The organism is Mesorhizobium sp. WSM4819 (assembly GCF_055811215.1).
Genome location: NZ_JBVVQO010000001.1, coordinates 180,736 through 192,794, shown reverse-complemented (window position 1 = coordinate 192,794; position 12,059 = coordinate 180,736). Strand labels below are relative to the sequence as shown.

The window sequence follows — 12,059 nt, the reverse complement described above, 5'->3', positions numbered from 1 at the left end:
ATTTCGATCTTTCGTTCTTCAGGCGCTGGAGAAGGCGCTGACCATGCTCGAAGTCTCCAACGCCACGCTGCACTACGGCGCCGCCCAGGCGCTGCGTGGCGTCTCGCTGAAGGCCGGCGCCGGCAAGATCACCTGCGTGCTCGGCCGCAACGGCGTCGGCAAAACCAGTTTGATGAGATCGATCGTCGGCCACCACCGGCTGACGAGCGGAAGCGTTGCCTTCGAGGGGAAGGCGCTCGACCGGAGCGCGGCGTATGATCGCGCCCGGTCGGGCATCGCATTCGTGCCGCAGGGCAGGGAGATTTTCCCGCTGCTCACAGTGCGGGAAAACCTCGAATCGGGCTTTGCGCCATTGACGCGCGCCGACCGCAACATTCCCGGCCACGTCTTCGAATTGTTCCCGGTGCTGAATCAGATGCTCGGCCGCAGGGGCGGCGACCTTTCCGGCGGCCAGCAGCAGCAGCTTGCCATTGGCAGGGCACTGGTGATGCGGCCGAAACTGCTGGTGCTCGACGAGCCGACCGAGGGCATCCAGCCGTCGATCATCAAGGATATCGGCCGCGCCATCCGCTATCTGCGCGACCAGGCTGATATCGCCGTGCTGCTGGTCGAACAGTATCTCGATTTCTGCCGGGAACTGGCCGACGAGGTCAACATCATGGACCGCGGCCTGATCGTCCACACCGGCCCGGCCGAGGATCTCGACCGGGCGGATGTGAGGAAGTTTCTGACCGTTTAGCGCGGGAAGAATGACGGTTCTCCTCGCTGGCGAATCGCACCTTTGGGACTAGCCGAACCATCCCTCCCTTCGTCATCCTGGGGCGAAGCAAGGAGCAAAGCGACGCGGCGCAGACCCCAGGATCCATGCCGTGCCGTCAGCCAAAGAGTGCGGCAGTCAAGAACAGAAGCCGTTTTCCAGCGTACAGTATCCTGGATTCTGTACCGTGGCGACGCCCAGAAGTTACGGCATGGATCCTTGGGTCTTCGCTCCGCTTCGAGTCGCTGCGCCCAAGGATGACGAAGTCGCGAGGGGCTGCTCAGTCTTTCCTGAACGCCTTTGTTCCTGAACGCCTCTGGCGCGGTGAAGATTGCATGCTAGGCTTTACTTGGCCTTGTTGAGTCGGCCGCTTTCCGTATCAGTCACGTCGACAGATCAGGCGCAGGCTCAGCCGGCACGTTCCGTGCAAGCAGCCTCCTCCTGCGATCTGATCGTTGTTCAAACGCATTTGGGGCACTTGGGCCAGGGCAGCCGATGGAACGTTACGTCGAGGACCACCAGAAACGACGGCTTACCGAGCACGTCGACATCATAACCGCCATCGATATTCTGAAATCGCAAGGATACGACCACGACGAACTGATCGCGGAGCTCACCAAGGTGTTCTTCGTCGATCTCGATGCCTACAACGAAGTCGTGGTGGCGGCATGACCGAAGGGGTTGACGCGCTGTGCCCCCAACGTCAGCCTGTGACGCGCTTCATCAGCGCCATGGCGCCGAACGGCGCGCGGGCCTTGCCTTCGGTGATGAAGTAGACGAACACATCACGCGGTTTGAGCGGCGCTTCGGTTGAGGGATCGGCAGGCGGCAGGTCGGCCGGCGCCTTGCCCTGGGCCCAGGTCTTTGCCCGCGCCGCCCATTCGTCGAGCACCTTTGGCGTGTAGCAGTCGGGATTGTCGTCGCTGCCGGTCTGCAGCCGGACATAAATGAAATCGCCGGTGACGTCGGCGATCGCTGGATATTTGGCGTGGTCGGCGTAGACGATCGCCACCTTGTATTGGCCCGCCAGGGCAGCGAATTCCGGCACGACGAAACTGTCGTTGCGCACCTCGACCGCATGGCGCAGCGCAACGCCGTCCTGCTTCTCAGGCAACAGCTTGAGGAAAGCCTCGAAATCGTCCGGGTCGAATTTTTTGGTTGGCGCGAACTGCCACAGGATCGGCCCGAGCTTGTCGCCGAGCGCGGCGACGCCCGATCCCAGGAAACGCGTCATCGACTCGCCGGCTTCACCGAGGACGCGGCGGTTGGTGACGAAACGGTTGCCCTTCAGCGAATAGACAAAACCGTCCGGCGCTTCGTTTGCCCATTTGACGAAGGTCGGCTCCTTGAAACTCGAATAGTAGGTGCCGTTGACCTCGATGCTTGGCACCTGCCGGGTAGCATAGTGCAGTTGCTTCGCCTTGGACAACTTGTCCGGGTAAAAAGACTTGTCCCAGGGCTCGAAGGTCCAGCCGCCCATGCCGGCGCGGATTTTTCCAGATTGAGTCATGGTCGTCCTCCCGAGTTGAAATGGACCAGACCGTAGCGAGCCGGTGCGGATTGGGCGTAGGGCGCAAAGACGGCTTGCGTTAGCTGGACGACAGCATCAGGATCACCGGCAAGCGCTCTTCTGATCTTCATTTGAAGGTTCTTCCAAACGCCAGCCAGTCTTCACTCACTCCGCCGCTTCGCGCTTGCCTCCGGGGCGCCGCTCCAAAAGTTCCCTGAGGAACTGGCCGGTGTAGCTGCGTTTTTCGCGGACGATATCCTCCGGCGTGCCTGAGGCCACCAACTCGCCGCCACCGTCGCCGCCTTCGGGGCCGAGGTCGAGCACCCAGTCGGCAGTCTTGATAACTTCGAGATTGTGCTCGATGACAACCACCGTGTTGCCTTGGTCGACCAGTTCGTGCAGCACTTCCAAGAGCTTGGCGACGTCGTGGAAATGCAGGCCGGTGGTCGGCTCGTCGAGGATGTAGAGCGTCTTGCCGGTCGCCTTGCGCGACAGTTCCTTGGCCAGCTTGATGCGCTGCGCCTCGCCGCCCGACAACGTCGTCGCCTGCTGGCCGACATGGATGTAGCCGAGGCCGACCTGCTTCAGCGTCTCCAGCTTGTCGCGCACGCCGGGCACCGCGGCGAAGAAATCGACGCCTTCCTCGACCGTCATGTCGAGCACGTCGGCAATCGACTTGCCCTTGAACAGGACGTCGAGCGTCTCTCTGTTGTAGCGCTTGCCGTGACATACGTCGCAGGTGACATAGACGTCGGGCAAAAAGTGCATCTCGATCTTGATGACGCCGTCGCCCTGGCAGGCCTCGCAGCGGCCGCCCTTGACGTTGAACGAGAAGCGACCTGGCTGATAGCCGCGCGCTTTGGACTCCGGCAGGCCGGCGAACCAGTCGCGGATCGGCGTGAAGGCGCCGGTATAGGTGGCGGGATTGGAGCGCGGCGTCCGTCCGATCGGCGATTGGTCGATATCGATGACCTTGTCGAGGAACTCGAGGCCCTCGATGCGGTCGTGTTCGGCCGGGTGCTCGCGCGAACCCATGATGCGGCGCGACGCCGCCTTGAACAAGGTTTCGATCAGGAAGGTCGACTTGCCGCCGCCGGAGACGCCGGTGACGGCGGTGAAGGTGCCGAGCGGGATTTCGGCGGTAACATTCTTCAGATTGTTGCCGCGCGCGCCGACGATCTTCAGGCGCCGGTTCTTCTTGGCCTCGCGCCGCACCGCCGGCGTCGCCACTTCGAGCTCGCCGGACAGATATTTGCCGGTGATCGAGGCGGGGCTGGCCATGATCTGCTGCGGCGTTCCCTGCGCGATGATGTGGCCGCCGTGGATGCCGGCGGCCGGGCCGATATCGACGACATAGTCGGCATGCAGGATGGCGTCCTCGTCATGCTCGACGACGATCACCGTGTTGCCGATGTCGCGCAAATGCTTCAGCGTGTCGAGCAGGCGCGCATTGTCGCGCTGGTGCAGGCCGATCGACGGCTCGTCCAGTACATAGAGCACGCCGGTGAGGCCGGAGCCGATCTGCGAGGCCAGCCGTATGCGCTGGCTCTCGCCGCCCGACAGCGTGCCGGAATTGCGCGACAGCGTCAGGTAGTCGAGCCCGACATCGTTGAGGAAGCGCAGCCGCTCGCGGATTTCCTTGAGCACGCGCACCGCGATCTCGTTCTGCTTGTCGCTGAGTGCGGCGGGCAGCTCGGTGAACCATTGGTCGGCCTTGCGGATCGACAGCTCGGTGACCTCGCCGATGTGCTTGCCGGCAATCTTCACCGCCAGCGCTTCCGGCTTCAGCCGGTAGCCGCGGCAGGCCGGGCAAGGCGTGGCCGACATGAAGCGCTCGATCTCCTCGCGCATCCAGGCGGATTCGGTTTCCTTCCAGCGCCGCTCGAGATTGGGGATGACGCCTTCGAATGTCTTTGTCGTCTGGTAGGAGCGCAGCCCGTCATCATACTGGAAAGTGACTTCGCGCTCGCCGGTGCCGTGCAGGATGGCTTGCTTTGCCTCTGCGGTCAGGTCGCGGAACTTGTCGCCGAGCTTGAAGCCATAAGCCTTGCCCAGCGCCTCGAGCGTCTGCACGTAATAGGGTGAGGTCGATTTCGCCCATGGGCTGACGGCGCCGGCGCGCAGCGACAGATTGTCGTCGGGCACGATCAGGCTGGCGTCGATGGCGCGCTGGCTGCCGAGGCCGTCGCAGGTCGGGCAGGCGCCGAACGGGTTGTTGAAGGAGAACAGCCGCGGCTCGATTTCGGGAATGGTGAAGCCGGACACCGGGCAGGCGAATTTTTCGGAGAACAGGATGCGCTCATGCGTCTCGTTCTTCGATTTGTTGACCGAATCCTCGCCGGTCTGGCTGGCGTCGAGCGGCCGGTCGGCGAATTCGGCCACCGCCAGCCCGTCGGCGAGCTTCAGCGCGGTCTCGATGGAATCGGCAAGCCGCGTCGCCAGATCGCCGCGCACGACGATGCGGTCGACGACGACGTCGAGGTCATGCTTGTACTTCTTGTCCAGCGCCGGCACGTCGGCGATTTCGTAAAAGACACCGTCGACCTTGACGCGCTGAAAACCCTTCTTCTGCAGCTCCAGCAGTTCCTTGCGGTATTCGCCTTTGCGGCCTCGCACCATCGGCGCCAGGATGAACAGACGCGTGCCTTCCTCGACCGCCAGCACGCGGTCAACCATCTGCGAAACCGTCTGGCTCTCGATCGGCAGGCCGGTGGCCGGCGAATAGGGGATGCCGACACGCGCGAACAGCAGCCGCATGTAGTCGTAGATCTCGGTGACGGTGCCGACCGTCGAGCGCGGGTTCTTCGACGTGGTCTTCTGCTCGATGGAGATGGCCGGCGACAAGCCGTCGATCTGGTCGACGTCAGGCTTTTGCATCATTTCGAGGAACTGCCGCGCATAGGCCGAAAGGCTCTCGACGTAGCGGCGCTGGCCCTCGGCATAGATGGTGTCGAAGGCAAGCGACGACTTGCCGGACCCCGACAGGCCGGTCATGACGATCAGGCTGTCACGCGGCAGGTCGAGATCGACATTCTTCAGATTGTGTTCGCGCGCCCCGCGAATGGAAAGATATTTATGGTCGGCCATCGCCGGTCGCCGCCTCAGATCTGGAATCTCGTGGGATGGCGGGTTGTCCCGGCCATCTCCCATGTAGGTAATTTCGCTCACCATTTCGAGAGAACTCTCGACCAAAGCCTTTAACCGTCTTTCGCGCGGGCGAGCAAGCGGAAAGAACAAAGGCCGAACACGCTCCTGACAAATGCGTCCGTGTATCCACAGCCAACGTCGCGCTGCTCAAAACGGATGCAAATTTTGGATTCGCCACACAAGCGATCACGTTTTTGGTAAATCGGCTATCCAGCTGTTGACGTCTCAGCCTTAGGGAGTCAGACTCCAGACGTCACCGAAGCCGACTATCTTTCGATGGCCTCGCCGCCCTAAGGCGGCCTGCACGAGTTGCAGGCTTTTGCGATATGCGCTTCGGACGACACCAGTCGCAATGGACAGAAGAGGAGAGCAGAGGAATGACTCCACCGGACAGTCCCTTGAGGCTCCACGTGTCACTGGAGCCGCGGCAGGCATAAGTGCCAGGGGCCAGGCGTTTGCGCCGCCCGACAAACCGTGACCTGCCGATCCCATTAAAATCAGAGACTACTAGTCGGATCGTCGGCTGAACGCCGCGAAGCATCCGAGATCAAAGAGCCGGCAGTTCGCTCCCGGCCATTGGATTTCAGATCCAAGAAAGCCCCGACCGTTTGCGGAAGCAGCGGCGGGGCTGTTCGTTTCAGAGCCGCAGGCGCACGAGTGCCTTGAGATTGTGGCAGCGATGGAGGCCGATGGAGGTGTCCCATCACCGGGGGGCCTTCATCGAGCCCGCGCCGACATCGAAAATTATGCTGCCGGAAATCCTGACATCGGTATCGCCGATCTTGAACTGGCCGTTGCTGGGCACGGCCTCGTCGGGTTCGGCAGCCGGCTTGGCGATGCGATAGTCGTTGGTCACACCGGGCAGCGTGCCGTTCTGCGAAGGCGGTGAACTGTCTTCGGCGAACGCCGCGCCGGAGGTCATCGCCGCGACGGCGATACCGATAATCAGCCGGTTCAAGCAAATGCGTGAGATCTCAGACATCGGCGGACTGTATCGCCGCACTCTGGCCGAAGCCAGACCGGTGGCGATCAAACTAGGCGAACGGCTGACCGACGTTGCTTATGAGCCGGCTACCCTTTCACGCCGCTCTCTTACGCGTGTCAAAAACATGGTCGACAAGGCCCCATGTCTTTGCCTCCGCGGCGGTCATGAAATGATCGCGGTCGAGCGTGCGTTCGACTTCTTCGAACGTGCGACCACAGTGGTGCGCGTAAAGCTCGGTCATGCGCCGCTTGGTCCTGAGGATGCCTTCGGCGTGGCGCTGGATGTCGGAGGCCTGGCCTTGGAAACCGCCTGACGGCTGGTGCAGCAGGATGCTGGCGTTGGGCAGCGCGATGCGTCGCCCCGGTGTGCCGGCCATCAGCAGGAACGAGGCCATCGAGGCGGCAAAGCCCATGCAGACGGTGGATACCGGACTGCTTATATACTGCATCGTGTCGTAGATGGCGAAACCGCTGGTCACCACGCCGCCCGGCGAATTGATGTAGAGGGAAATCTCCTTATCGGGATTGTCGGATTCCAGCGACAGGAGCTGGGCACAGACCAGCGCCGACACATTGTCGTCGATCGGACCGTTGATGAAGACGATGCGCTCGCGCAGCAGCCGCGAAAAAATGTCGAAGGCGCGTTCGCCGCGGCTCGACTGCTCGATCACCATCGGCACCAGATTGGCAAAACCGCTCATCGCTTTTCTCCGTTGTGCTGCTCAGGCCGCGCGCAGGACGAGGCGAGGCGTGTTTGCGGCTATGGTCTGTCTGGGGCTGTGTGCGTTGAGCGAAACCCGGCAACCGGCGCCGGCAATCGCAGGCGTGGCTACTCGCGCAAATCCGTTGTGGACGATGCGCAGATGGGTGCCGCCCGACACAGTGCGGTCGAGCGTGAAGGTGACGATACTGTCCAGCGGGCTGGTGAGCGGATCCGCTGTATCGCCAGGCGCCGGCCGCTCCCGCCAGGAATAACGCAGCAGGCGTTCGGGCTCGGCGTCGAGGATTTCGCACTCGATCGGTGCATCCGCCTTGGCAAAGGCAAAGCGGCCGCCGATCTCCGGCTTGATGTCGTTCGGCATCATCCAGGCCGCGAGCAGGTCCGGCACAGTCAGCGCCCGCCACACTTTTTCCGGCGGATCTGGAAGCTCGCACTCGAACTCGATTGAATCTGCCGCCATGTCGGAATGCTGTTTTGCCGTCATTGGTCCATATCCTTCAAAACCGCCTTGAGCCGTTCGATACGCTCGGGCCAGAACGCACGGTAACGCTCGATCCAGCCGAGCAGAGGGTCAAGCCCTTGCGGATCGGCGCGATAATAGGCGTTGCGGCCGGCTCGCCGCTCGGCCACCAGGCCGGCGCCGCGCAGCACTGCAAGATGCTGCGACACGGCCGGTTGCGACACGCTCATGCCGCTGCGCAGTTCCGACACCGTCATCTCGCCGGCGGCGAGCCGTTCGTAGACGGCGCGGCGCGTCGGGTCGGCAAGCGCTCGAAAAATCTCGGCTTCGATCATGGCGGAAGCATAAGTCTACGCTTATTGATTTGGCAAGCGATGTTTTAGGCTGGCGGTGTTTTAGGCAGGGCGCTGTTTTACAGGCTCGTTAAAAGCCAGCGTCTCACCATCTCGGGGGACCCGTCGAACGCCGCCTCGAAAATTGGTGACGCGAGCACGGCATGGATATGAAGCGTTTCGGAGCCGGCGTTTCGAAAGCCATGTTTCCTGTGCGCGGGAACAACAACAAGGGACTGCCCGGGAATCAAGACGATACGCTCCTCATCGATCCACATTTCGGCCTTGCCAGCGATCACGGTAAGCACTTCCTCGACCGGGTGCCAATGTGTCGGGGCGCCAACCGCGGGCTCGACCCATTGTTCAAATATGCAAAGTTGAGTTGTGCCGTTGCGGGCCGAGACGTGCATGCGGGTTTGTACTCCCGCTCGCCACTGTTCTTGCGGCTGGTCCTCATGTGCAACTGTCTTCATTGTGTTCGACCTTCGATCCCGGCGGCCAGATATCGTGGAATTTCCAGACCCAAGATACTACTTGTTGCTGACATTCCTTGACAATAAGGGTCAAATGAGACTAGAACGAAAAGAGAACAAAAACCTTGTGGGAAAAGCCAGCCACGGCAGGCGGGGAATGTCCGCAGTCTATAAGGTGAGAGCGAGAAAATTTGTTTCGGATGAGCGCGGAGAAGTATCATGGCGGGTAGCGTCAACAAGGTCATTCTGGTGGGCAACCTCGGGGCGGACCCGGAAATCCGCCGTTTGAATTCGGGTGAGCCGGTCGTCAATATCCGCGTCGCCACGTCGGAAAGCTGGCGCGACAAGACTTCCGGCGAGCGCAAAGAAAAGACCGAGTGGCACAATGTCGTCATCTTCAACGAGCAGCTCGCCAAGGTCGCCGAGCAGTATCTGAAGAAGGGTGCCAAGGTTTATGTCGAGGGCCAGTTGCAGACGCGCAAATGGCAGGACCAGACCGGCAATGACCGCTACACGACCGAAATCGTGCTGCAGAAATTCCGTGGCGAGCTGCAGATGCTCGACGCACGCGGGCAGGGCGAGGGCGGTCAGGTCGGCAGCTATGCCGGTGGCGGCAGCAGCCGCGGTTCCGATTTCGGCCAGTCCGGCCCGGGCGAGAGTCTCAATCGCGGCGGCGGCAACAAGGGTGGCGGCGGTTCGTCGCGCGAACTCGACGACGAAATTCCGTTCTGATCGCTTGGAGCGAGCGGCTCTGCGCGAGCTGACAGCCAGCTATTTGAGGCCTCGCATTGGCGTCCCGAAAATCTATCTTGGATTTTCGGGACGTTGTGCGTTTGAGCGGTGTGCGGTGAAAGGACGTATCAGGTGAAAGCACGGGTCAAATGGGTCGAGGAGCGCACTTTCGTCGGCGAGTCCGGCAGCGGTCACAAGGTGGTGCTGGGAACCGCGTTTGGACCGGACGGCAAGACGCCGGGGCCGAGCCCGATGGAACTGGTGCTGCTCGGCACTGGCGGCTGCTCGGCCTATGATGTCGTCCACATTCTCGAAAAGGGCCGCGAGGCGGTCGAGGACTGCGTGGTCGAACTCGATGCCGACCGGGCGGAGAAGGAACCGCGGGTGTTCACCCGCATCCATATGCATTTCATCGTTAAGGGCCGCGCGCTTTCGCCTGTCAAGGTCAGGCGGGCAATCGATCTTTCGATCGAAAAATACTGCTCGGCCTCGGCAATGATGGCCAAGACCGCCGAGATCACCCACGACTTCGAAGTTATCGATACGACGGCGAAGTAGGATAGCGTCCAGTGGCGGTTCGTTGCGCGAGCTGGACGACGAAAATGACGGCCTCGGCGGCAATCAAGCGCGAGACCGCCTTCATTTTCATGCTGCCATCAACGCTTTGACGCCATCGGCGACGAACTGCACGGCAAGCGCCGCCAGGATGACGCCGAGCAGCCGCGTCAGGATCGAGCGGCCGGTCTGGCCGAGAATACGGTCGATGCGCTCGGCCAGCACGAACACCAGGTAGGTGATGACAAGGCAGATCGCGATGATGCCGACAAGGGCTGCCTGCGCGCCAAGACCTGGAAACGAGCCGGACAGCAGGACCGTCGCTGAAATCGCTCCCGGACCGGCGATCAGCGGGATCGCCAGCGGAAAGGCGGCGATGTTGTGGATCATGTCCTTGGTGATGGCGACGTCGCCGATCTTCTCCTTGCGGTCCTGCCGGCGCTCGAACACCATTTCGAAGGCGATGAAGAACAGCAGGAACCCGCCGGCGACGCGGAACGCCGGCAGCGTGATGCCGAACACCGACAGGATCGATGCGCCGGCGATTGCAAACAGCGCCATCACCAGGAAAGCGATGATCGAGGCGCGCACCGAAACCTGGTTGCGCTCCTCGCGGTTCATGCCGCGCGTCACGGCCAGGAAGAGCGGCGCCAGGCCAGGCGGGTCGATGGTCACCAGAATGGTGACGAAGGCGTTGAACAGGCTGTCGAAGCTCGGCATCTCTGACCCTCCCCGCCGGGCCGTGCCCGAGATCCCAGCATTGGTAGAGCAAAGCGGCGTCAGGGGAAACCATGCAGGTCAGGCGCTGGCGGTGCGCCGCGCCAGGAACTCGACTTCGAGCCGCCAGGTCGCGCCATCGTCCTGCGAGCGTTCGCCCAGCCAGCGGAACGAATTTTCGGTGATCCGGGAAAAACTCCAGCGCACCGAGGCGCCGGTGCCGTCGGCGCCTTGCTGGACGATGGTGTCGCCCTCGGCGCGGCCGAGCTGGCGGCTGTAATATTGGGTGCGCGGATCGCTCCAGAAGATATGCCAGGCGTCGACGCCGGGGTCATAGACGCGCAGTGTCGTGCCATAAAAGGTCCATTTGCCGAGCGAGCTCTGTGCGCCACTGTTCCGCACGGGCAAGATCCATACGTCCTGGATCGCGCGGCCCTCGAGCACCCAGCCGAAATGCACCTCGCCGCGCCCGGTCAGCACCTGGCCGTCCTCGAGATGGCGCGTGGCATCGAACGTCCAGGCGCCGACGAAGCGGCCGTAAAGGTTCAGTTTTTCGGCAAGGCCTGCGGCTGGCCCGTCACTGTGCAGGGCTTCGGCAAAGGAAGACGAATTGAACATGGTTTCTGCCCACTTTGTCAGGAGACTCATCTTGTCAGGAGAATGGGAAGAATAGGCCTTGGCAGTCTTCTTGCGCTTGGGAAAAATTGCTATCTTTCGGCCATGACGACGAGCGTGCATACACTGGCGTCCGGAAAAGGCTGGCGGGTGTTGGACGTGGTCTGCACTGCCGGTGTCGCTGATCGCCCGTTCGAGGAAGAGCATCGCAGCTTCTGTGTCGCAGTGGTGACCAACGGCACCTTCCGCTACCGCGGACGCCAGGGCACGGCGATGCTGACGCCGGGCGCAGTTCTGCTCGGCAACCCGCGCACTTGCTACGAGTGTGGGCACGAGCATGGCGCCGGCGACCGCTGCATCTCCTATCATTTCAGCTCGAAGTATATGGAGCAGATCGTTGCCGACACGCCGGGCGCGAAGAAGCTGGCCTTCGAGACGGCGCGGCTGCCGCCCTTGCCGGCGCTGGCACGGCTGCTGGCCGAGGCGGAAGCCGCGCGCGAGATGGCCGACATCGAGGCGTTCGAGGAACTCGGACTGCGGATTGCCGGCGCAGCCGTCGCCTCCGGTATCACGCCCGCTGCCCGGTCACCGAGCCGCCGCGATCAGAAACGCGTTGCGGAGGTGGTGCGGCGCATCGAAAAGGATGCCGAAAGGCCGGTCTCGCTCGCCGAGCTTGCAAGCGAAACGGCGACCAGTCCTTATCATTTCCTGCGCAGCTTCCGGCATGTCGCGGGCATGACGCCCTACCAGTTCGTGCTGAAAACCCGGCTGCACAGGGCGGCAGTGCGGCTGCGCATGTCGGACGAGGCGATCTCGACGATCGCTTTTGAGGCCGGGTTCAACGATTTGTCGACCTTCAACCGCCGTTTCCGGCGTGTGATGGGGGAGGCGCCCGGCGCCTATCGGCTCCGGCGGCGAGGCGATAAATTGCCGAACGCATCCGTGCTGCCGGCTTTGTGAAGCGAAAAATCGGCCTGACAATGAGCCTTGCCCCGGCGGCCACGAAAGCGCCTCGGCCATATCGTCGCAATCAGTGATATCCTTTTGAAATCACCA

General features: G+C 62.2%; 14 protein-coding genes. 5 read left to right on the top strand and 9 right to left on the bottom strand.

What is annotated here, in order from left to right; translation table 11 throughout:
- The first annotated feature begins 43 nt into the window (after positions 1-43).
- Entirely contained in the window at positions 44-739 is a 696-nt protein-coding gene (urtE, locus tag AC0L18_RS00910; RefSeq protein ID WP_473490246.1) for an urea ABC transporter ATP-binding subunit UrtE, read from the top strand.
- Positions 740-1,252: 513 nt separating this feature from the next.
- Entirely contained in the window at positions 1,253-1,429 is a 177-nt protein-coding gene (locus AC0L18_RS00905; RefSeq protein WP_473490245.1) for a hypothetical protein, read from the top strand.
- A gap of 31 nt (positions 1,430-1,460) precedes the next feature.
- Here the strand turns inward: AC0L18_RS00905 and AC0L18_RS00900 are convergent, their stop codons facing one another.
- The 7 genes from AC0L18_RS00900 to AC0L18_RS00870 all read right to left on the bottom strand — a co-directional run bounded on the left by AC0L18_RS00900 (position 1,461) and on the right by AC0L18_RS00870 (position 8,384).
- Entirely contained in the window at positions 1,461-2,267 is an 807-nt protein-coding gene (locus AC0L18_RS00900; protein ID WP_473490244.1) for a DUF72 domain-containing protein, read from the bottom strand.
- A gap of 165 nt (positions 2,268-2,432) precedes the next feature.
- On the bottom strand, positions 2,433-5,354 hold the full coding sequence (uvrA, locus tag AC0L18_RS00895) for an excinuclease ABC subunit UvrA (protein ID WP_091593700.1): 2,922 nt from the start codon (positions 5,352-5,354) through the stop codon (positions 2,433-2,435).
- A gap of 763 nt (positions 5,355-6,117) precedes the next feature.
- The gene (locus tag AC0L18_RS00890) at positions 6,118-6,336 is read right to left on the bottom strand and encodes a hypothetical protein (protein WP_473490432.1); all 219 of its coding nucleotides are present in this window, start codon (positions 6,334-6,336) and stop codon (positions 6,118-6,120) included.
- Positions 6,337-6,493: 157 nt separating this feature from the next.
- Positions 6,494-7,099, bottom strand: coding sequence for an ATP-dependent Clp protease proteolytic subunit (locus tag AC0L18_RS00885; RefSeq protein ID WP_027151958.1), 606 nt, complete (start codon positions 7,097-7,099; stop codon positions 6,494-6,496).
- A gap of 21 nt (positions 7,100-7,120) precedes the next feature.
- On the bottom strand, positions 7,121-7,603 hold the full coding sequence (locus tag AC0L18_RS00880) for an SRPBCC family protein (RefSeq protein WP_287238104.1): 483 nt from the start codon (positions 7,601-7,603) through the stop codon (positions 7,121-7,123).
- On the bottom strand, positions 7,600-7,914 hold the full coding sequence (locus AC0L18_RS00875; protein WP_287214918.1) for an ArsR/SmtB family transcription factor: 315 nt from the start codon (positions 7,912-7,914) through the stop codon (positions 7,600-7,602). The genes AC0L18_RS00880 and AC0L18_RS00875 overlap by 4 nt, the downstream gene beginning before the upstream one ends.
- 77 nt (positions 7,915-7,991) lie before the next feature.
- Positions 7,992-8,384, bottom strand: coding sequence for a cupin domain-containing protein (locus AC0L18_RS00870; protein WP_473490243.1), 393 nt, complete (start codon positions 8,382-8,384; stop codon positions 7,992-7,994).
- A 219-nt stretch (positions 8,385-8,603) separates the two neighbouring features.
- On the opposite strand from AC0L18_RS00870, the gene AC0L18_RS00865 reads away from it, so the two are divergent.
- Both AC0L18_RS00865 and AC0L18_RS00860 read left to right on the top strand, forming a co-directional pair.
- Positions 8,604-9,116, top strand: a complete 513-nt coding sequence (locus tag AC0L18_RS00865) for a single-stranded DNA-binding protein (protein WP_419693423.1) — start codon at positions 8,604-8,606, stop codon at positions 9,114-9,116.
- 132 nt (positions 9,117-9,248) lie between these two features.
- Complete coding sequence (locus AC0L18_RS00860) at positions 9,249-9,674, top strand: OsmC family protein (RefSeq protein ID WP_473490242.1); 426 nt, start codon at positions 9,249-9,251, stop codon at positions 9,672-9,674.
- Between the two features lie 87 nt (positions 9,675-9,761).
- Here the strand turns inward: AC0L18_RS00860 and AC0L18_RS00855 are convergent, their stop codons facing one another.
- Both AC0L18_RS00855 and AC0L18_RS00850 read right to left on the bottom strand, forming a co-directional pair.
- Positions 9,762-10,391, bottom strand: coding sequence for a MarC family protein (locus tag AC0L18_RS00855; protein WP_023801164.1), 630 nt, complete (start codon positions 10,389-10,391; stop codon positions 9,762-9,764).
- A 78-nt stretch (positions 10,392-10,469) separates the two neighbouring features.
- Positions 10,470-11,006: a hypothetical protein gene (locus AC0L18_RS00850; protein WP_473490241.1), complete on the bottom strand. Its 537-nt coding sequence runs from the start codon at positions 11,004-11,006 to the stop codon at positions 10,470-10,472.
- Positions 11,007-11,108: 102 nt separating this feature from the next.
- On the opposite strand from AC0L18_RS00850, the gene AC0L18_RS00845 reads away from it, so the two are divergent.
- Positions 11,109-11,963 (top strand): helix-turn-helix transcriptional regulator, encoded by an 855-nt coding sequence (locus AC0L18_RS00845; RefSeq protein ID WP_473490431.1) that lies wholly within the window; start codon positions 11,109-11,111, stop codon positions 11,961-11,963.
- Positions 11,964-12,059 lie beyond the last annotated feature (96 nt).